The organism is Sinomonas mesophila, from assembly GCF_001999765.1.
GTDB lineage: Bacteria > Actinomycetota > Actinomycetes > Actinomycetales > Micrococcaceae > Sinomonas > Sinomonas mesophila.
The window spans coordinates 196,519-216,424 of the sequence record NZ_KV908325.1; the positions used below are offsets into that span (position 1 = coordinate 196,519).

At 70.5% G+C, this 19,906-nt stretch carries 21 protein-coding genes and 2 pseudogenes; 10 read left to right on the plus strand and 13 right to left on the minus strand.

Annotated elements, in window-relative coordinates:
- Positions 1-17: 17 nt before the first annotated feature.
- The 3 genes and pseudogenes from BV907_RS06115 to BV907_RS19305 all read left to right on the plus strand — a co-directional run.
- A complete protein-coding gene (locus tag BV907_RS06115; protein WP_077488841.1) occupies positions 18-1,157 on the plus strand; it encodes an alcohol dehydrogenase family protein in 1,140 nt (379 codons plus the stop codon).
- Positions 1,154-2,278, plus strand: coding sequence for a mandelate racemase/muconate lactonizing enzyme family protein (locus BV907_RS06120; protein ID WP_077488842.1), 1,125 nt, complete (start codon positions 1,154-1,156; stop codon positions 2,276-2,278). Before BV907_RS06115 ends, BV907_RS06120 begins: the two co-directional genes overlap by 4 nt.
- 224 nt (positions 2,279-2,502) lie before the next feature.
- Positions 2,503-2,655: pseudogene (locus tag BV907_RS19305) on the plus strand (hypothetical protein); the annotation flags it as partial.
- Between the two features lie 186 nt (positions 2,656-2,841).
- Here the strand turns inward: BV907_RS19305 and BV907_RS06130 are convergent.
- The 6 genes from BV907_RS06130 to BV907_RS18765 form a co-directional block, all read right to left on the minus strand.
- Positions 2,842-3,204, minus strand: coding sequence for a cupin domain-containing protein (locus BV907_RS06130; RefSeq protein WP_077488843.1), 363 nt, complete (start codon positions 3,202-3,204; stop codon positions 2,842-2,844).
- 121 nt (positions 3,205-3,325) lie between these two features.
- Positions 3,326-3,667, minus strand: coding sequence for a CBU_0592 family membrane protein (locus tag BV907_RS06135; RefSeq protein WP_077488844.1), 342 nt, complete (start codon positions 3,665-3,667; stop codon positions 3,326-3,328).
- Positions 3,668-3,786: 119 nt separating this feature from the next.
- Positions 3,787-4,215 carry an ester cyclase gene (locus BV907_RS19090; RefSeq protein WP_217697887.1) on the minus strand — a complete coding sequence of 143 codons (429 nt, stop codon included), beginning with the start codon at positions 4,213-4,215 and terminating at the stop codon, positions 3,787-3,789.
- Positions 4,212-4,805, minus strand: a complete 594-nt coding sequence (locus BV907_RS19095) for a flavin reductase family protein (protein WP_217697888.1) — start codon at positions 4,803-4,805, stop codon at positions 4,212-4,214. The genes BV907_RS19090 and BV907_RS19095 overlap by 4 nt, the downstream gene beginning before the upstream one ends.
- Positions 4,806-4,816: 11 nt before the next feature.
- A complete protein-coding gene (locus BV907_RS06145; protein ID WP_175637387.1) occupies positions 4,817-6,199 on the minus strand; it encodes an LLM class flavin-dependent oxidoreductase in 1,383 nt (460 codons plus the stop codon).
- 723 nt (positions 6,200-6,922) lie between these two features.
- Positions 6,923-7,060 (minus strand): hypothetical protein, encoded by a 138-nt coding sequence (locus tag BV907_RS18765; protein WP_175637388.1) that lies wholly within the window; start codon positions 7,058-7,060, stop codon positions 6,923-6,925.
- A 155-nt stretch (positions 7,061-7,215) separates the two neighbouring features.
- Between BV907_RS18765 and BV907_RS06150 the strand changes: the two genes are divergently transcribed.
- Positions 7,216-7,599 (plus strand): PAS domain-containing protein, encoded by a 384-nt coding sequence (locus BV907_RS06150; RefSeq protein ID WP_077488845.1) that lies wholly within the window; start codon positions 7,216-7,218, stop codon positions 7,597-7,599.
- 65 nt (positions 7,600-7,664) lie between these two features.
- On the opposite strand, the gene BV907_RS06155 is transcribed toward BV907_RS06150, so the two are convergent.
- The 5 genes from BV907_RS06155 to BV907_RS06175 all read right to left on the minus strand — a co-directional run bounded on the left by BV907_RS06155 (position 7,665) and on the right by BV907_RS06175 (position 13,233).
- Positions 7,665-9,173 carry an aminobutyraldehyde dehydrogenase gene (locus tag BV907_RS06155; protein ID WP_175637389.1) on the minus strand — a complete coding sequence of 503 codons (1,509 nt, stop codon included), beginning with the start codon at positions 9,171-9,173 and terminating at the stop codon, positions 7,665-7,667.
- Between the two features lie 13 nt (positions 9,174-9,186).
- On the minus strand, positions 9,187-10,080 hold the full coding sequence (gene dapA / locus BV907_RS06160; protein ID WP_077488846.1) for a 4-hydroxy-tetrahydrodipicolinate synthase: 894 nt from the start codon (positions 10,078-10,080) through the stop codon (positions 9,187-9,189).
- A gap of 57 nt (positions 10,081-10,137) precedes the next feature.
- Positions 10,138-11,526, minus strand: coding sequence for a protoporphyrinogen/coproporphyrinogen oxidase (locus tag BV907_RS06165; protein WP_077488847.1), 1,389 nt, complete (start codon positions 11,524-11,526; stop codon positions 10,138-10,140).
- Between the two features lie 215 nt (positions 11,527-11,741).
- On the minus strand, positions 11,742-12,461 hold the full coding sequence (locus BV907_RS06170) for a cache domain-containing protein (RefSeq protein ID WP_139346634.1): 720 nt from the start codon (positions 12,459-12,461) through the stop codon (positions 11,742-11,744).
- 4 nt (positions 12,462-12,465) lie between these two features.
- A complete protein-coding gene (locus BV907_RS06175) occupies positions 12,466-13,233 on the minus strand; it encodes a FadR/GntR family transcriptional regulator (protein WP_077488849.1) in 768 nt (255 codons plus the stop codon).
- A gap of 157 nt (positions 13,234-13,390) precedes the next feature.
- Here BV907_RS06175 and BV907_RS06180 point away from each other — a divergent pair.
- Positions 13,391-14,410, plus strand: a pseudogene (locus BV907_RS06180) (quinone oxidoreductase family protein).
- A gap of 44 nt (positions 14,411-14,454) precedes the next feature.
- Positions 14,455-15,237, plus strand: a complete 783-nt coding sequence (locus tag BV907_RS06185) for an alpha/beta fold hydrolase (RefSeq protein WP_245827824.1) — start codon at positions 14,455-14,457, stop codon at positions 15,235-15,237.
- A gap of 20 nt (positions 15,238-15,257) precedes the next feature.
- Here the strand turns inward: BV907_RS06185 and BV907_RS06190 are convergent, their stop codons facing one another.
- Positions 15,258-15,773 carry a 2'-5' RNA ligase family protein gene (locus BV907_RS06190; protein ID WP_077488851.1) on the minus strand — a complete coding sequence of 172 codons (516 nt, stop codon included), beginning with the start codon at positions 15,771-15,773 and terminating at the stop codon, positions 15,258-15,260.
- Between the two features lies 1 nt (position 15,774).
- Positions 15,775-15,903, minus strand: a complete 129-nt coding sequence (locus BV907_RS19570) for a hypothetical protein (RefSeq protein ID WP_281250847.1) — start codon at positions 15,901-15,903, stop codon at positions 15,775-15,777.
- Between the two features lie 86 nt (positions 15,904-15,989).
- Between BV907_RS19570 and BV907_RS06195 the strand changes: the two genes are divergently transcribed.
- The 4 genes from BV907_RS06195 (at position 15,990) to BV907_RS06210 (ending at position 19,837) form a co-directional block, all read left to right on the plus strand.
- Complete coding sequence (locus tag BV907_RS06195; protein ID WP_077488852.1) at positions 15,990-16,922, plus strand: NAD(P)-dependent oxidoreductase; 933 nt, start codon at positions 15,990-15,992, stop codon at positions 16,920-16,922.
- A 102-nt stretch (positions 16,923-17,024) separates the two neighbouring features.
- Positions 17,025-17,522 carry a DUF3817 domain-containing protein gene (locus BV907_RS06200; RefSeq protein WP_245827816.1) on the plus strand — a complete coding sequence of 166 codons (498 nt, stop codon included), beginning with the start codon at positions 17,025-17,027 and terminating at the stop codon, positions 17,520-17,522.
- Between the two features lie 37 nt (positions 17,523-17,559).
- On the plus strand, positions 17,560-18,342 hold the full coding sequence (locus BV907_RS06205; protein WP_077488853.1) for an NUDIX hydrolase: 783 nt from the start codon (positions 17,560-17,562) through the stop codon (positions 18,340-18,342).
- Positions 18,343-18,649: 307 nt separating this feature from the next.
- Positions 18,650-19,837, plus strand: a complete 1,188-nt coding sequence (locus BV907_RS06210) for an MFS transporter (protein ID WP_077488854.1) — start codon at positions 18,650-18,652, stop codon at positions 19,835-19,837.
- The last annotated feature ends 69 nt before the right edge of the window (positions 19,838-19,906 follow it).

Sequence of the window (19,906 nt, forward strand, 5' to 3'; positions counted from 1 at the left end):
ACGAGAGGAACATGACCATGGCAATGCCCCAGACGATGGAAGCGGCGGTCCTGACAGGCCACGGCGGCCTGGACAAGCTCGAGTACCGGACCGACGTCCCCGTCCCCCAGCCCACGGCGGGGGAGGTGCTCATCGAGGTGGCCGCGGCCGGCGTGAACAACACGGACGTCAACACGCGCATCGGCTGGTACTCCAAGGCCGTCTCCACCGGCACGAACGCGGGCGGCGCCGCCGGGTTCGAGACCATCACGGCCGACGACGCCACGTGGTCCGGCCAGGAGCTCACGTTCCCGCGCATCCAGGGCGCCGACGTCTGCGGGCGCATCGTCGCCGTCGGCGACGGCGTGCCGGAGAGCAGGATCGGCGAGCGCGTCCTGGTCCGCAACATGCTGCGCACCTACGTCGACTACCGCCCGTACGAGTGCTGGACGCTCGGCAGCGAGTGCGACGGCGGCTTCGCGCAGTTCGCGGTGGCACCGTCGCGGGAGACCCACGCGGTGGACTGCGACTGGAGCGACGAAGAGCTCGCCGCGGTCCCGTGCGCGTACTCGACCGCGGAGAACATGCTCCACCGCGCCGGCGTGGGCGCCGGCGACCGCGTCCTCGTGACCGGCGCCTCGGGCGGGGTGGGCCTCGCGGCCGTGCAGCTGGCCAAGCGGCGAGGCGCCACGGTGATCGCCGTCTGCTCGCCCGCCAAGGCCGAGCAGGTGCGCGCCCAGGGCGCCGACGAGACGGTCGACCGCGGCGCGGACCTGGTTCAGGACGTCGGTGCGCGCTCGCTCGATGCGGTGCTCGACGTCGTCGGCGGCCAGCAGGCGAGCCGACTGCTCGAGCTGCTGCGCCCCGGCGGGGCGCTGGCGATCGCCGGCGCGATCGACGGCCCGATCGCCGAGATCGACCTGCGCACCGTGTACCTGAACGACCTGCGGATCCTCGGCTGCACGTTCCAGGACGACGAGGTCTTCGAGAACCTCGTGACGTACATCGAGCGCAACGAGATCCACCCCGTCGTCTCCGCCACCTACGCCCTCGCCGACATCGCGAGGGCGCAGGAGGACTTCCTCGCCAAGAAGCACACGGGCAAGCTCGTCCTGGTCCCGCCGCCGGTCCCGCCAGCCGGCCCCACCCACCGCCACGACATGGAGGCAGCACAGTGAAGATCACCCAGATCGACCTCTACCAAGTGGACCTCCCGTACGCGGGCGGCACCTACCAGCTCTCCGGGGGCCGGACCTACGAGTCCTTCGACGCCTCGATCGTGAGGATCACGTGCGACGACGGCACGCAGGGCTGGGGCGAGAGCACCCCCTTCGGCTCCACCTACATCGCGGCCCACGCCCTCGGCACCCGGGCCGGCATCGCCGAGCTCGCCCCCGCGCTCCTCGGCCGCGACCCGCGGCAGGTCGACCGCATCAACGACCTCATGGACGCCACGCTCGTGGGCCACAACCACGCGAAGACACCCCTCGACGTCGCCTGCTGGGACGTCTTCGGCAAGTCCGTCGGTCTGCCGGTCGCCGAGCTGCTCGGCGGCTCCACCGGGACGCCGATGCCGATGATCTCCTCGATCTACGCCGGCGACCCGGAGGACATGCGCCAGCGCGTCGCCGAGCACCGCGCCCGCGGCTACCTCGGCCACTCCATCAAGATCGGCGCCCTGGACAGCGAGGGCGGGCCCGCGCTCGACGCCGAGCGCATCGCCGCCTCCCTGGCCGACAAGAAGCCGGGGGAGTTCTTCCTCGTCGACGCCAACGGCGGGATGCTGCCCGAGACGGCGCTGCGCATGCTGCGCATGCTCCCGCCCGGCCTCGACTTCGTCATCGAGGCGCCGTGCTCGACGTGGCGCGAGACCATGTCGCTGCGCCAGCGCTGCGACTACCCGATCATCATGGACGAGCTCGCCCAGCAGGAGGACGACCTCGCCTGGCTCGCGGCGCAGGACGTGGCCGACGGCATCGGGCTGAAGATCTCCAAGGCCGGCGGGCTCACCAAGGGCCGGCGCCAGCGCGACATCTGCCGCGCGAACGGGCTCACGGTCAGTGTCCAGGACACGGTCGGATCCACGATCGCCTTCGCCGCCATTGCCCACCTCGGGGCGACGGTCCCGGAGCGGCTGCTCCGCTGCGTCCTGAACTGCGAGGACATGGTTACGCTGCAGACGGCGACGTTCGACGTCGTCCGGGACGGCGGCCGTATCCTGCCCCCCGAGCTCCCGGGCCTGGGCATCGATGTCAACGAGGACGTGCTCGGCGACCCCGTCGCGATCTGGGCGGCGTAGGCGGAAGAGCGCGCGTGCCCACCGTGAGCACACCGGAGGCCGGCCCCAGTGCCTGTCTCCGTACCGGTCTCCGGTCCAACCTCGTCAACTACGGCGACGCCGAGTTCGCCCTCTTCCTGCGCAAGGCCTTCATCAAGGGCGTGGGGTACACCGACGACGTGCTGGACCGGCCCGTCATCGGGATCACCGACACGGGGAGCGGGTTCAACCCGTGCCACGGCAACATGCCGCAGCTCGTCCAGGCGGTCGAGCGCGGCGTCATGATGGCCGGCGGCTTCCCCGTCCCCTTCCCGACGATCTCCCTGCACGAGAGCTTCTCGCACCTCACGAGCATGTTCCTGCGCAACCTCACGTCGATGGACACCGAGGAGATGATCCGCGCGGCGCCGGTCGACGCCGTCGTCCTCATCGGGGGCTGCGACAAGACCGTGCCAAGCTCTTCGTCGACGAGGTCACCCAGGCCGAGGAGGGCTGCGACTTCCGCTTCCTGCAGGCTGAGACGAGGACGGCGAGCCTCCCGCGCGTGTGAGGCGCGGGACGCTCGCCGTCCTCCCCCTGCTCTCCTAGACGGAGATCGAGATGTACTGCTTCTTGAAGTGCTCGTGGATCTCCCAGACGCCGCTCCAGCCGTTGGGGATCAGCACCATGTCGCCTGCCTCGTGGTCCAGGCGCTCGCCGGTGTCGGAGACGAGGGTCGCCTTGCCCTCCAGGACGAGGATGACCTCGTTGACCCCATGACGGGCGGTCCTGAAGCTGCCCGGGGAGCATTCCCAGAACCCCAGATCGACGGTGCTGGCGGCGGCCGTGAAGGCGCTGTCCGTGGCGTCCTTCGGCTCTGTGCCCTCAACGGCGGTCGGCTTGAGGGCGAGCTCGGCGAAGGACAGCGTGTCCAGCGAGCGGAGGACCCTTGCTTGGGCGTTCGACATGTGTCTCCTTCTGTTGTTATTGCGGACTGGATGTCAGAAACTGCACAACTCATGGGGCCCGGCCCAGGTTTGTGCCCTGCTTCCGCCCCGAGTTGTGCAGTTTCTGACGCCTCTCCCGCGGTCATGTGAGTCGGTTAGTCGCGGGCGAGGGACTCCCAGCCGGTTGCGCCGGGGCTCCCGGGGCGGGGCGTTCGGCGTGGGAGGTCCTGGCGGCGTGGCGCCGCATCCGGGTCAGGCGGACCATGGCGACGATGGAGATCGTGCCCCACGCGCTGTTGAGGGCCACGAACGGCCAGGCGCCGTGGTAGCTGCCGTTGATGATGAGCGCCATCGACCCGAGGAGGTTGATCCCCTGGAAGAGTCGGCCGCTGGTGATCCAGCCGAGTGAAAAGGCCGCGTAGCCGGCCAGCGTGGCAGCGGCGCCGAGCCAGCCGCTGACATCCGCGAACAATGCCATCCCCATGGGGTCCCCCTGACTACGGTCGCGATGCCGGCATCGCGAGTCGACGCGGACGCGGCCCCTCCCTCGGGACCGCGTCCGCTGTCTTCTGTTGTGCTGTGTCTGCCGGCCCTGGGCGCTGGCTAGCGCTTGGCCCCCGACTGGTCCCCGAGGTGCCAGATGTTCATGGAGGAGAGGAGCTCGCGCGGATCCCAGACGGTCCATTCCTCGGTGATGAGCCCGTCGCGGTGGCGCAGGAACGACGCGCCGTTGACGGTCACCGTGCGGTTCGTGGGCGGGACTCCCATGAACGTCCCGGTGTGCGTGCCGACGCTCTGCCAGTGGATGGCGATGAGGTCGTCGCCCTCGACGGCGTGCAGGACCTCGACCGTGAAGTCCGTGAACGCGGCGTGGGAATCCTCGATCTGGCGGAGGACGTCGGGGAGGGACACGTCCGCGCCGCCCTTCGAGTGGCGGACGTAGCCCTCGGCCACGATGCGCTCGAAGGCGCTCGTGTCGCCGTCGCCCCAGGCGCGGCTCCAGGCCTCGGTGATGGTCTGCAGCATGGTCATCGGTCTTCTGCTTTCTGGGTGGGTGTGGGTGTGGGTGCGGGAGCGGGCGTGGGCCAGAGCGTGAACTCGCCGAACGTGCCTCCGCGGAACACGAGGGCCTCCCCGGTGCCGGGCTCCATCGCGGTGACGGAGCCGACGATCATGTAGTGGTCGCCGGCGACGACCTCGGACACCACGTGGCAGTCGATCCACGCGGTGGAGTTGAGGATCCGCGGCGTGCCGATGGCGCTCTGCTCGTAGTCGAGGCCTTGGAACTTGTCCTGGCCCTTGCGGGAGAGCGCCTTGCAGACGTGCAGCTGCTCGGTGGAGAGGATGTTCGCGGTGAACCGGCCGAGATTGCGCAGCGTGGGCCACGTGCTCGAGGACTTGTCCACGCAGAAGGTCACGAGGGCCGGTTCGAGGGAGAGGGACTGGAAGGTCCCCACGACGAAGCCCATGGGCTTGCCGGCGTCGGTCAGGCCGGTGATGGCGGTGACGCCGGTGGGGAGGAGCCCGAAGACCTGCCGGTAGTCGGCGGCCGTGATGGCGGCGTCCGTGGCGGGGGGGACTGCGGCGGCGACAGAGACCGCGGCGGCTGCTGTGGTGGTCATGGCGTTGTCCTTCACTTGATCTTGGCGTACAGGGCGTCGCGGAGGGCTGCGCCCGGGTGGTCCTGGGGGAGGCGGGCCTGACCGGCGCCGAAGAGGTTCTCGCGCAGGGTCGGGCCGTCGTACGAGGTGCGCATGAGGCCCCGGGCCTGGAGCTCGGGGACCGCGAGCTCGGCGAAGTCCTTGATGTCGCGGAACTTCACGCCGTGCGCGACGTTGAACCCGTCGATCCCGGTCTCGTTGACCCAGGAGGCGAGCTCGTCGGCGACCGTCTGGGGGCCGCCGACGATGACGGGGGACGTGCCGCCGATGCCGATGTAGTCGGCGATGTCCCGTGGCGTCCACTCCTTGGTGGGGTCCATCTTCGAGAACAGGTCGACCATGGTCTGGCCGGCGTTGGTCTTGACGTTCTTGAAGGGCACGTCCGGGTCGAAGGCGGACATGTCGAGCCCGGCCCAGCCGCTGTAGCGGGCCATGGCGCCCTCGTAGGAGACGTAGCTCTTGTACTCCTCGTACTTCGCCTGGGCCTCGGCGTCGGTCGGCGCCGTGATGACCGTGATCATCTGCAGCACGGCGATGTGCGACGGGTCGCGGCCGGCCTCGACGGCCTTCGCGCGGAGGGTGTCTACCTGCTTCTTGAGCCCGGCCTTGGACGTCGCGTTCATGAACACGGCCTCCGCGGTGGCGGCCGCGAGGGCCACGCCCTTGCTCGAGCCGCCGGCCTGGAAGATGACCGGGGTGCGCTGCGGGGACGGCTCGCACAGGTGGATGCCGGGAACCGTGAAGTGCTTGCCCTGATGCCCGATCGGGTGGACCCGCGTCGGGTCCGTGTAGGTGCCGGAGGCGGCGTCGGCCGGGACCGAGCCGTCCTCCCACGATGCCTCCCAGAGCTTGAGGGCGACCTCGATGAACTCCTCGGCGAGCTCGTAGCGGTCGTCGTGCGCCTTCTGGACGCCGGTGCCCAGGTTCTTCGCGGCGCTGTCCGAGTACGAGGTCACGACGTTCCAGCCGATGCGCCCGTTCGTGAGGTGGTCCAGCGTGGAGAACTTCCGGGCGAGCGCGTACGGGTGGTCGTAGGCCGTCGTCGACGTCACGCCGAAGCCGAGGTGCTTGGTCGCCGCGGCCATCGCCGGGATCAGGTAGGCCGGGTCGTTCGCGGGGATCTGCGCGCCGTCCTTGAGGGCGGCATCCACGCTGCCCTTGTAGACGTCGTGGTAGCCGACGTTGTCGGCGAAGAAGATGCCGTCGAAGCACGCGTCCTCGAGCATCTTGGCGTACTCCACCCAGTACTTCAGGGACGTGTACTCGGTGCCCCTGTCCTCGGGGTGCCGCCACAGACCCGCCGAGAGGTGCGCGGGACCGTTGAAGTCGAAGGCGAAGATCCTCATCTGGGTCATGCCGGTTCCTTTCCGCTCTCAGTCCGGATGGAGACTCTGATTCGTTCAGATTCCGAACGTGATGTTTGTTCTATGAACAGATTAGAGTGGCACCTGTCACAGCGTCAAGTGGGGAGGGCGACGGCGGATGGGGCTCCGAAAGGCGCCCGCGGCGGCGCCGGGAACGGAAGGTCAAAGGGAGGGAGAAGAGCGCGACGGCGTCGGGATGCGGGGTCATCTCTCTGGGATGCGGGGTCACCTGAACTGGACGCGGGGGCACCTCAATCCGACGCGGGCACGCTCGATGCGGGCTTCCCGATCCTGACCGGGGACGAACAGTCGAGGAGCAGTGTCTTCACTTCCGACTGGGGCGCCGATCTCCCGGCTCGCCCGTCTGCAGGGTCTCGTCCTGAGCTCCGGACAGGGCCGTCCAGGACGGCAGCAGCGGCGGCGGATCCGGACTCCGCCGTACCGAACTCCCCAGGTTTCGCGGCCGGAACTCCCCAACTTTAAGCTTCAACCGGCCGATTTCCTGGGCCGCGCCGCCTCGGCGGCGGCCAGACGGCCCTTAAGCCGGGGAGGCTCGTCCAGATTGGGGCGAGTGATGCCCCCCCATCGCAGGGAGGTGACCTCGCATCGTAGGGAGGTGACCCCGCGTCGCAGGGAGGTGACCCCGCGTTTTGCCAGTCCCAACGCCGGTCAGGTTCCGCGTTCCTGAGCGGCCGGCAATTCGACGAGTGAGCCTCAGCTCCGCGCGGCGCCGACCTTCCGGGGGTCCGCACCTGCGGGCCGCGGCTGCTGTTCACGTGGGCTCGCGTCATCCTCCGCCTGCTCCTGGAGCCACTCGAGCATGTGCTCGTGGACCAGGGTCCGCCGCTTCACGATGATGTCCTCTCTCCGTCCGGCGCGGGGGCCGGTCAATTTATGGAGAACTGTTGCCCGGCGGCGGGCGGTTCAACCCGATCCGGGCAGATCCCCGGGGCTTGACCCAGCAGGGTCGCCCTCCTAGCGTCAGGGCAAGTGAAAGGAGCCTTGTGATGATGGAGTCGCACGAGACCGCGCTCGCGGAGCTGGCCAGGCATCTGAAGCCGGTGTTCGAGCAAAGCCCGGACGGCGTCTACCTCTGGCTCGATGAGAAGCACAAGGTCTGCAACGAGCAGTTGGCCACGATGTTCGGGTACGACGTCGGCGAGTGGCAGGCGGTCGACGACTTCGCGGCGACGTTCATCGCGGAGGAGAGCCGGTCACTGTACGTCTGGCACTATCAGCACGAGGTCGCCGAACTGAGGTACCCGGTGTCGTTCCGCTTCCGCGGGAAGCGCAAGGACGGGTCAACCTTCGACGCAGAGACGGACATGATCCCGCTGACGTACGCCGGGCACGTCGTGGCGTACCACTTCGTCCGCCAGCTCGGCACCTAGCTACACCACGGTGACGGAGGCGCCCCGCCCCCGGGGCCCACGCACCACGAGGCAAAGGTGACTCGTCAGTGACCCTGCCTGTGCATGACGTGCTTGGTCCGCGAGTAGTCGTCGAGGGCGTAGATCGAGAGGTCGCGGCCGTAGCCGGAGCCCTTGAACCCGCCCCACGGGACCTCGTTGGCGAGCACCAAGTGCGAGTTCACCCACACGGTCCCGGCGTCGATCCGGGAGGCGACATCGTGGCTGCGCCGGGCGTCCTCGGTCCACACGGAGGCGGCGAGGCCGAATGGGACATCGTTGGCCCGGGCGATCGCCTCGGCCTCGTCCGAGAACGTCTCGACCGTGACGACGGGGCCGAAGATCTCCTCGCGGGAGCACTCGGCGCCGTCGGGCACGTCCACGAGCACGGTCGGCGCGACGAAGTAGCCTGGGCCCTCGAGCGCCGAGCCTCCGACGGCGGCACGGATGCCCGCCGCCTTGGCACGCTCGAGGTAGCCCAGGACCCGCTCGTAGTGGTCCTTGGAGTTCAGCGGGCCGATCTCGACGTCCTTCCCGGCGCCGGGCTCGCCCACCACGAGGGTGCTGACCTCCTTCACGAGGAGCTCGGTGAACTCCGCGGCGACGGACTCGTGCACGAGGACGCGGCAGGCGGCCCCGCACTCCTGCCCCGAGTTCCAGTACCCGGCGGCGCGCAGCGACTCGGCGGCCGCGGCGAGGTCGGCGTCGGCGAAGACGACGACGGGCGCCTTGCCGCCGAGCTCGAGGTGCACGCGCTTGAGCGACTCGGCGGCGCCGCGGGCCACGGCCTGGCCGCTGCCCACCGACCCGGTGAGGGCGATCATCGCCACGTCCGGGTGCTCCGAAAGCCGCTGGCCGACGACGGACCCGCGGCCCGTGACGACGTTGAACACGCCGGCGGGCAGGAGGTCCGCGACGAGCTCGGCGAACTTGAGCGTCGTGAGCGGGGTCTGCTCCGAGGGCTTGAGCACGATCGAGTTCCCCGCGGCGAGGATCGGGGCGACCTTCCACGCGCCCATGAGCAGCGGGTAGTTCCACGGCGTCACGACCCCGACCACGCCGAGGGGCTCGCGCAGGATCAGGGACAGGTGGCCCTCGGCGTACTCCCCGGCGGCCATCGACGTCGTCGCGCGCAGGGCTCCGGCCATGAAGCGGAACGTGTCGATGGTCCCGGCGACTTCGTCCTCGGCGACCATGGCCGGCTTGCCCGTGTTGGCGGACTCGAGCCGGGTCAGGAGGTCGGCGTTCTCGGCGAGGCGGTCGGCGATCCGGTGCAGGATCTCCGAGCGCTCCTTGGGCACCATCCGGCCCCACTCGCCCTGGGCGGCCAGGGCCGCGGCGACGGCGGCGTCGACTTCCTCGACCGTGCCGGAGGCGACCGTGGCGATGGGCGCGCCGGTGCACGGGTCGATGACCTGGGTGACGGGGCCCGAGGTCCCGGGCCGGAAGGCGCCGTCGATGAAGTGCTGCCCCGGGGGCAGCTCCGCCTCGGTGACGAGGGGGCCGGGGGCCTGGGAGCGGCGGACCTGGGTGGGGTTGCTGACCGAGATGGACATGGCTTCCCTTTCCTTAGCGGACGTTCTGGTAGAGGGCGGCGAGGGCGTCCTTGACCCGGGCGTGGTCGGCGGCGCCGAGCACGGCGGTGGGGCGGCGCGGGGCCCCGGCGGGGAGCCCCTGCAGGGCCAGGCCGGCCTTGACCGAGGGGATGAACGGCACGGACAGGAGCGCGTCGATGACGGGGTAGAGGGCGTTCCACCGCTCGCGGGCGCCGGTCAGGTCGCCCTCCGCGATGCGGCGGGCGACGTCGACGATCTCGCCCGGGACGACGTTGGCCGTGCCGGCCATGACCCCGGCCGCGCCCTCGACGAGGGCGCTGTAGAGGTAGGCGTCCCAGCCGATGAACGTGCCGATCACGTCGCTGTGGTGGTGGATGAGCTGGAGCGCCTGCTCCCAGTTCGCGCTCGAGTCCTTGATGTAGCGGATGTTCTCGACGTCCTCGGCGAGCGAGCGGACCGTGGCCGGGTCCAGGTTCACGCCCGTGACGGCCGGGATGTTGTAGAGCATGACCGGGATGCTGACGGAACCGGCGACGTCCTTGAGGTACGCGACCGTCTCCTCGACGCTGAGCGGCTCGTAGTACGGCGTGATCAGCATGAGCACGTCCGCGCCCGACTTCTCGGCCGCCTTCGAGAGGCGGATCGCCTCGGCCGTCGAGGTGGCGCCGGTCTGGGCGATGACCGGGACGCGTCCGGCCGTGTGCTCGATGACCGTGTCGATGAGGAGCAGGCGCTCCTCCGAGGACAGGGCCCCGACCTCGCCGGTCGAGCCCGCGGCGACGACGCCGTCGACGCCGGCCTCGATCGAGCGGTCGACGACGCGCCGCAGGGTCGCGACGTCGATCGCCTCGTCAGAGGTGAAGGGGGTTGCCAGCGCCGTCAGGACGCCCGTGAGCTGCTTGGACATGTTTGGTTGTTCTCCCTGGGAAGCGTGGGAAGCGTTGGATTTGGGAGCGGGGCCGGTTCAGGACCCGGAGGCCAGGCGCAGGCGCGGGGTGCCGCTCTGCCGCTCGGTGGCCAGCAGGCTGGCGGCCTCCTGGGCCGCCGAGAACCCGGTGGTGATGGAGCTCTCGGTGTAGAGGGTTCCGAGGTAGTCGCCCGCGAGGAAGACGCGGTCGGTGCCGCGCATGAGGGTCGACTGGATCTTGGCCCGGCCGGGGAAGCAGTACGGCGAGGCGACCCTCCACCGGTCGGTCTGGGCTTCGACGACGCTGTCCGCGAAGCCGTTGCCGAGGACCTGGTCGAGGTCGGCGAGGTGGGTCTGGATGACCTCCTCGTCGCTCTTGTCCAGCAGGGCCCGCCCGAGGCTGGCCGGCGAGAACGTCATGAAGCTGCCGCCCGGCTTCCGCACGGACTCGGTGCCCCGGACGATGCTCGCCTGGTTCAGGGCGATCGCGAACGAGCGCTTCGGGGCCGCGATGGCGTAGATGTCGTCCCAGGGCCGCGCCGACGTCTCATTGGTCAGGAACGCTGTGCTCACGTGGGGGCCGTACTTGATCTGGCCGAGCGCGCCGCGCAGGTCCTCCGGGAGGTCCACGCCGATCCGGTGCGAGACGTCCGCGGTGGTCGCGAGGACGACGGCGCGGGCCTCCACCTCGCGGTGGGCGCCGCCCTGGTGGTAGCGGACGACGACCGAGTCCTTCTTGTGCACGACCTCCTGCACGGTGGCCGCGAGCTGGATCCGGTCGCCGAGCGAGGCGGCGATGGACTCGGTCAGGGTGGACGGGCCGCCCACGACGCCCCGGCTGAGGCCCTGGCCGAAGCCGAGGACGAGGCTGAAGTAGCCGATGCCGGCCCCGGCCGAGATCTGGTCCATGTCGCCCGCGGAGCGCGTGACGGTCGTCTTGAAGAGCGCGGCGGCGTCCTCCGAGAGGTCTCCGATGTAGTCGAGGAACGAGCGGTCGTTCTCGAAGTCGTAGATGCGCTGCTGCCGCTGGGCGCCGGACTCCCCGGCCCGCTTCCGCACGACGCCCGTGTACTTGGCGACGCCGCTGACGACCTTCAGGCCGGCCCGCAGCGTGTCGATGCGCGCGGACAGGGACATCGGGATGCGGAAGGGGTAGGTCGCGATGTGCCCCTTCTTGATGAACTTCCCGTTCATCGACAGCGCCTGGAGCGAGCCGGGAATGTTCACGGCCGTGACGCCGACCTCGTTCAGGAGGGAGTTCGTGGAGGACCCGGCGCCGGCGAAGACGTGGCCTCCCCAGTTGAGCCAGTAGGAGCCCCGTCGCTCCGAGCGGATCCGGCCGCCGACGCGGTCCCCGGACTCCAGCAGCACCGTGTCCCAGTGCCGCAGCCGCCAGGCCGCCGAGAGGCCCGCAAGGCCACCGCCGACAATGACTACATCTTTCATGGCATGTGTTTCCTTCTCAAGCTGGAGGTCGGCCGGCTCGCTGTGGCGGCACTCACATAAAGATACAACATTGTAGGATTAATGCAATATCCTTTTTTGAGGGCGCGGAAGGACCAGGTCCAAGCCGTTGCGGGGTCGCATCTCAACGATGCGAGGTCACGTCCCAACGTTGCGGGGTCACGTCCCAACGTTGCGGGGTCACTGACCCGCCGGCGTCAGGCGCCGAGCGCGACCAGGGTCCAGGGGAGCGGGCCGGTGCCCTCAGGCGTGACCTCGAGGGTCGTGCCGATCGCGGCCCGGTCCTCGTCCGCCAGCAGCGTCCCGGTCGCGATCCGCGGGGAGTTGGACGCGATGACGCGGCCGTTCGCCCCGAGGAGGACGACGGTCGGCTCCATGATGCCGAGGGCCCGCAGGAAGGACCCCTCCAGGTTGGACAGCGGCAGGTCGCAGCCGAGCACGTGCGTCCCCTGCTTCGTGAGCGCGGGGACGCAGAGGGTGATGATGCTGCTGTTGATACCGCCGAAGTCGACGTAGGGGCCGACGGCGATCGGCCGGCCCGTCTGGACCGGCAGGGTGAACCACTCGCGGGTCGAGTAGTCGTAGTAGTTCAGCGAGTCCGGGTTGAGGTCGTGGGTGACGAAGCGCGGCTCCTCGGCCGGCTGGGCCCTCCACCACTCGAGCCACTGCGGCGACCCGGCCAGGCTGCCCGGCGCGAACGCGATCCCGGCGCCGATGATGAGGCCCGAGTGCCGGCGGATGAGGCCGGCGAACTCGGCCTTGAGGAAGGCGAACTCGGAGCGCGGAGGCAGGTCAGGCCCGGCCGCGGCGGCGTCGACGACGGCCGACGCCGTCTTCCCGAGATCGGCGAAGACCTCGCCGAGGCTCGAGGAGAGGGTGGCCGCAGTGCGCTCGAGCGCGTCCTTCACAGTGTCCACGTCGTCATGCACCTTCTCCCGGCAGCATCGTCAGGGACAGGTGCTGTGCGATCAAATACTCGGTCTCGGCCCTGCTGTGGAGCTCGGCTGCGGAAGCCGCCCCCTCGGCGTCGCGCTTCCGGATCGCGTCCACAATGGCCTGATGCTGCTCCGCGGCGACGGTCGCGCCGTCGTCCGGCCCCGGCTGCCCCCACCAGATCGTCATGAGCTCGGCGCGGAGCTGCAGCTGGGCCGCCGTCAGCCGGCTCGACTGGGCGGCGATGCTCACAGCAACGTGGAACCGGCTGTCGATGCGGCGGCGCAGCCGCTCGTCGGCCGCTTCCCGGTGGCGCCGGACGAGCTCCTCGAGGTGCTGGACGTTCTGCGCGTCCGCGCGGTCCGCCGCGAGCCGCGCGGACATTGAGGCGATGGCGGCGCCCATGTCGCCGAGGTCGCGCAGGGCCTCGGTGCTCGTCTCGCGGAGCTTGTTCCGCAGCTCCGAGTCCGAGAGGTCGATCTGCCGTCGGACCACGCTGCCGCCGCTGCGCCCCCGGCTCGTCTCGATGAGGCCCTTCGATCTGAGGGACGCTAGGGACTGGCGCAGGGTGATCGGGGAGATGCCCAGCTCGGCGGCGAGGGCCGACTCCGTGGGCAGGCGGTCACCCTCGGCGAGGATGCCCATGAGGATGGCGGTCTCGATCTGGTAGGACACCTGGTCCGCCCGGCCGAGGCCCTCCGGCTCGCTGCCCCTCAGGAGCAGGAGGAGGTCGAGCGTCGTCGACGGGATCGTCACTCCGGCACCCCTTCCGCTATTTCCCACAACCCTAAATGTTGATCGGAGAGGGGGACAAGCGAGGAGGGCCGGCGGTACGTCGCGGACCCGGGGAATCGTTCTGAACGTCCTGCTCGTTTTATGAACGTCAAGTCGCGTGACATTGAAGGAGCCTTACATGCCGTACGCCATGCAGATCCCCCGCGCCGGCGGTCCGGACGTCTTCGAGCGGATCGAGGCCCCGCGCCCGGTCCCTGGACCCGGGCAGGTGCTCGTGCGCGTCGCGGCGATCGGGATGAACTTCATCGAGACGTACCAGCGCGCGGGCGTCTACGCCGTCGACTATCCCTTCGTCCCGGGCGTCGAGGCGGCCGGGACGGTCGTGGATCTCGGACCGGGCGTCGCCGGCCTCGCCCCGGGCGACAGGGTGGCGACGACGGAGGGCACCGGCAGCTACGCCGAGTACATGCTGCTCGACGCCGACAAGGCGCTCCCCGTGCCGGACCGCGTCCCCGACGACGTCGCGGGGCGCGCTTCCGGCGCAGGGCATCACCGCGCACTACCTCATCACCTCGAGCTACCGCGTGCAGCCCGGCGATACCGTCCTGACCTACGCCGGGGCGGGGGGAGTCGGGCTCCTGCTGATCCAGATGCTCAAGCTGCGCGGCGCGGCGGTGATCACGACGACGTCGACCCCGGAGAAGGCCGAGCACGCGCGGGCCGCCGGCGCCGACCACGTCCTCGAGTACGCGGAGGTGCCCCGCCGCGTGCGCGAGCTGACCGGCGGCCGGGGCGTCGACGTCGTCTACGACGGCGTCGGCAAGGACACCTTCGAGGCGTCGCTGGACTCCCTGCGCGTGCGCGGCACACTCGTGCTCTTCGGCGGCGCGTCCGGGCAGGTCCCGCCGTTCGACCTCCAGCAGCTCAACGCCCACGGGTCCCTGACCGTCACGCGCCCCAAGATCGACGACTTCCTGCTCACCGAGCAGGAGCGGCGCTGGCGCTCCGACGAGGTCTTCGGACTGGCCGCCGAGGGAGGCTCAAGGTCACCATCGGCGCGCGCTTCCCCCTCGAGCGGGCGGGCGGGGCGCATGCGGCGCTCGAGTCGCGGGCCACGACGGGCAAGGTCATCCTGCTGCCGGCCGTTGGGGCTCGATCATCGGACGCTCACGCAGCGACTGGCAAGATGGCCCGGTGAAGACTCACGAGCTGACCAGAACTCTCGTCTGGCAGGGCCGTACCGTGTCCTGGGATCGCTTCGGACAGGGCCCGGCTCTCGTCCTCCTGCACGGCACACCCTGGTCATCGGCACTATGGCGCCCGGTCGCTGACGCCCTCGCCGACCGCTTCACCGTCTACCTCTGGGACATGCCGGGCTACGGCGCGTCGTCCAAGGACCCAGAACACGCCGTCGACCTCGGCGCTCAGGGCGAGCTGTTCGCGCACCTTCTCCATGAATGGCAGCTCGAGCGGCCCCACGTCATCGCGCACGACGTCGGCGGCGCCGTCGCTCTACGTGCCCGGCTACTCCACGGGGCACGGTACTCCTCCCTTTGCCTCGTCGACGTCGTGGCCCTTGCCCCCTGGGGCTCATCCTTCTTCACCCTCGTCAAGCAGCATGCAGGCGTCTTCGCGCAGCTCCCATCGGCAATCCATCGCGGTTCCGTTGAGGCCTATATACGCGGAGCGAGCCACCGTGGGCTGCGGGATGACGACCTCGCGATGCTCGTCGATCCCTGGACAGGGAAGGAAGGGCAAGCTGCCTTCTACCGGCAGATCGCCCAGGCGGACGAGCGCTTCACCGATGAGGTCGAGCCTCTGTACGGAACGATTGATGAGCCGACGCACATCATCTGGGGCACCGACGACACCTGGATTCCTGTCGACCGCGCGCACCGCCTCCAAGCACTGATCCCGCACGCAACACTTGAACTCATTCCAGAGGCGGGCCACCTCATTCACCTCGACGCTCCAGTCCAGCTCGCCGCAGAACTCGTGCGCTGGACCGAAACCGTCCGGTCGTAGGCGTCTCAGCTCACTCGGCGTCAGAGGGCGGCGACGGCCACCACCTCCGGGCGGCCGGGGCCCGGGCCGGGCGCCATGTCCACGAGGGCGAGCTGCGCGAGGTCCAGCCGCTGGCCAGGGATCGCGCGCCCGCGGCTCGTCGCCGTGACGTGCGGGCGGAACCCCGCCCCGGTGAAGTGCGGGTTCTCGTACGCGAAGCGCCCCGCGAGCTCCGCGGCGAGCCTGCGCGAAAACCACGAGTGCAGCGACTCGAGCCCGGGATGCGGCTCGACGAGGGCCACGGGCGTGTCGTGCCGGGCGCCGAAGAGCTCCTCCGCCCCCGCGGTGCACGCGAGCGGGGCATGCCCGCGCGCCGCGTCGCCGAGGACGTGCGCGAGGAGGGGAGTGCCCGCCGTCGTCCGGAACACCGGCGCGATGGTGACGTGCAGCGGCCAGTCGCGCACCGCATAGCGCTCGCCGACCGCCATGGGCACCAAAGGGAGGACGACGGCGAAGCGGCGCCACCCGCCGTCGTGCGCGCCAGGCAGCAGCGGCACCCTAGTGGGCCGCGATCGCGAGGAAGCGGATCGGCAGCTCGACGAGCCGCAGCGGCCCCTGCCTCGCGCTCGGGCCACCCTCGGGAGGGGTCGGCCGGTGGGTCACGGTCCCCTCCTCGATGGGCGTCATGCTGGGAGTATAGGCATGTACAAGGTGTGATTCATCGGCCTCTCCGTGGGGCGGCCCACCCGGACCCGCCCCACTAGGCTGACCCCATGACCTCCACCGCCCCCGCCCTCCGCGTCGCCGTCCACGGCGAGCTGCTGCCCTACCTCACCGGCGCGATCGAGGCGGGAGGAGGCGGCGTCGTCGGGCTCCACGACGAGCCCGAGGCCCTCGTCCTGGACCACGGCAACGACAAGTCCGCGCTCAAGGGCATCCTCGACGCGACGCCGTCGATCCGCTGGGTGCAGCTGCCCTCGGCCGGGATCGAGGCGTACGCCGACGCGCTCGCGGCGCACCCCGAGAAGCTCTGGACGAGTGCCAAGGGCGCCTACGCCAAGCCCGTCGCCGAGCACGCCCTCGCCCTGATTCTTGCGCTCCTGCGGCATCTGCCCGAGCGCGCCACCGCCCGCTCGTGGGGCCGCTCCGCCGGCACGTCGCTGCACGGGCTGCGCGCGGTCGTCATCGGTGCCGGGGGAGTGGGGCTCGAGACGCTCCGGCTGCTCCTGGCGTTCGACGTCGAGGTCGACGTCGTGCGCCGCACCCCCGCGCCCGTCCCCGGCGCCCGGAGCACAACGACGACGGCGGACATGCCCGCGCTCTTGCCGGAGGCCGACGTCGTCATCGTCGCCGCGGCGCTGACCCCCGGGACGGCGCGGCTCATCGGAGAGGCGGAGCTCGAGGCCATGAAGCCGTCCGCGGTGCTGGTGAACATCGCGCGGGGCGGGCTCGTCGACACGGACGCGCTCGTCGCCGCGCTCGCGGACGGGCGCATCGCCGGCGCGGCCCTCGACGTGACCGACCCCGAGCCGCTGCCCGACGGGCACCCGCTCTGGGACGAGCCGCGGGCCCTCATCACTCCCCACACCGCGGACACGATCGAGATGATCCGCCCGCTCCTCGGCGAGCGCGTCACGGAGAACCTGCGCCGGCTCGCCGAGGGCCGCCAGCTCGAGGGCCTCGTGGACGCCGCCGCGGGGTACTGACCCCCGCCTTCCCTTCCCAACGCCGCATCGCAACACGCGGGAATGGCTCCGGGATAACAGCGTGTTGCGATGCGGCGTTGGGGGGCCTGCGAGGATGGGACGGTGACGATCCTCAAGACGAGCCCCGCAGGCACCGTGACCCCCCGCTCCCTCTACCGCGCGCTCGCGCTGGCCGAGATGGCCACGTGGACCATGCTCATCGTGGGCATGGTGCTCAAGTACGTGGTCCGGGTCGGCGACTGGCCCGTGCAGGTGGCCGGCATGGCTCACGGGATCGTCTTTGTCTCCTTCGCCGTGACGGCCGCGTTCGTCGGCGTGAACCAGCACTGGCCCGTGGCGCGGATCGCCGCCGCGGTCGCGACCGCCGTCGTACCCTACGCGACGTACCCGTTCGACCGCTGGCTCGAGCGCGGGGGCCACCTCGAGGGCGGCTGGCGGCGCGAGCGCACCGACGACCCGCGCGACCACACCGCGGCGAGCGCCGTCCTGCGCGTGCTGCTTGCGCACCCACTCGCGCTCGGCGCGGGGATGGCCGTCGCCGTGGCCGGGATCGTCGCCACGCTCCTCTTCCTCGGCCCGCCCACCGAGTGGGGCCGCTGATCCTCCGGCCATGCCGTGCCGGACTAGATTGAGGCGCATGGGACACGCTGAAGAGACGGCCGACTCGCCGCTCGTGGGGGAGGCCGCGACCGTCGTGCTGCTGCGCGAGGCGCCTGAAGCGGCAGGCGTGGAGGTGCTCCTCCTCGAGCGGCCCCACTCGGGCACCTTTGCCGGCGCGTGGGTCTTCCCGGGCGGGCGTGTGGACCCGGAGGACGCCGTCGCCGGTGAGGCGGTGGCAGGGGAGTCGGGCGGCGATGCGCCTCCCTGGGATCCCGCGCACGACGCCGGGTGGCCGGCGTGGCGGGGCGTCCCGCCGGAGCACGGGGCGGCGCTGGGCCGGGCCGCCGTGCGCGAGACGCTCGAGGAGACGGGCCTCGCGCTGGACGCCGCCGCCCTCGTCCCCCTGTCCCACTGGATCCCGCCGATCGGGGCGCCCAAGCGGCTGCGCACGTGGTTCTTCCTCGCAGAGCACCCGGGCGGTGAGGTGCGGCTCAACCCGGGCGAGCACGTCGGCTTCGAGTGGCTCACGCCCGCCGCAGCGCTGGAGCGGCACGCGGACGGCGACGTCGTCCTCGCTCCGCCCACGTGGATGACCCTCCACGGCCTGCGCGAGGCGGCCGGCGTGCGGGCGGTGCTCGCGGCGCGTGCGGCCGTGCCCGGGTTCGAGCGCTATTTCAGCCATCCGCTCCGCGGCCAGGACGGCGTGCTCGCGGTCATGTGGGAGGGCGACGCCCAATACGACGACCCCTTCGCGGGCGGGCACGCGCGGCACCGCCTCTGGACCGCATCCCTCCCCTGGCGCTACGAGCGCACGCCCTGACCCGGCAGACCCTCCGATCCCCAACAGCGCCCCTCGTCATGGACTGCATGACGAGGGGCGCTTCAGTGCGCCCTCAAAAAGGTATTGCCTTAATCATACAATGATATATATTTAGTGGCACACATCACGCCTCGAGCAGCGGGGCGAAGGAAGGGTGGCAGCGGACGCGCAGTGCCGAGCGCGGTCCATCGTGATCAGGCCGCCCTTCGGACCAAAGGAGTGATCCAGTGTCAGCACTAAACAACGCAACGACGAGTCGGGGAGGTGCCTCGACGGCGAGCAAGCGGCGCTTCCCGTGTCGGGGAGGATGGCGGAGGACCTTCAGCTCACGGCGTTCTGGCAGGGCCTCATCGCCGCGGCCGCGCTGATCGGCATCCTGATCGGCTCGCCGCTCGGCGGCTGGGCCGCCGACAAGTTCGGCCGCAAGCCGATCTTCATGTTCGACATCGGCCTCTTCGCCATCGGCTCGGGCATGCAGTTCTTCGTCGACTCACCGGCGCTGCTCATCGTCGTGCGGCTGCTCATGGGCATCGCGATCGGCACCGAGTACGCGGTGGGCTGGCCCCTCATGGCCGAGTTCTCGCCCACCCATCTGCGCGGGAAGCTCATGGCCGCCATGGGCATCGCCTGGTACGGCGGCTTCATGGTCGCGTTCCTGATCGGCCACCTGCTCAGCGAGTACACCGACCTGAGCTGGCACTTCATCCTGGGCACGAGCACCTTCCTCGCGGTGGCGCTGTTCCTCGCCCGGCTTGGCCTGCCGGAGTCGCCGCGCTGGCTGTGGAGCGTGGGCCGCAAGGACGAGGCCCGCGCCCTCGCCTACAGGTACATGCCCGACGACGCGCTCGACGACGTCCAGCACGAGGACGTGCGCAAGGGCACCTTCGGCATGCTGTTCTCCAAGGACTACTGGCGTGCCACGCTCTTTATCTCCGGGTTCTGGTTCTGCGCCGTGACGCCCTACTTCGCGATCGCCACCTTCGCCGACAGCGTGCTGCAGCAGTACGGCCTCGCCGGCGGGCTTGCCGGCGGCGTGGGGCTCTCTGCCGTCGCGCTGGCCGGGGTCGTCCTCACCTTCCTGCTGATCGAAAGGATCGGCCGACGCACGCTGACCGTCCCGCCGCAGTGGCTGTGCGCGATCGTCCTCGCGATCATCGGCCTCTGGGCCGGGGCGCCGGCCATCGTGGTGCTCATCCTCTTCCTGGTCTTCTCCTTCTTCAACGCGGGGTACAACACGCTGACGAACGTCTACCCCGGCGAGGTCCTCCCGACCGAGATCCGAGGGATCGGAACGGGGTTCTCGGCCGCCGTCAGCCGCGTGGGGGCCGGCATCGGCATCTTCCTCCTGCCGATGTCGATGGAGAGCCTCGGGGCCGGTCCGACCATGCTGATCGCCGCCGGAGTCGCCCTCGTCGGTGCCGCCCTGTCCCAGTGGCTGGCTCCCGAGACGAAGGGCAAGACCCTGACCGAGGCCGCAGCGGGGTACTCGCACTGATCATGCGCAGGCCCTGACCACGCGAGTGAGCGGACGACGGCGGGTGGGAACCCGCCGTCGTCCGCTCAC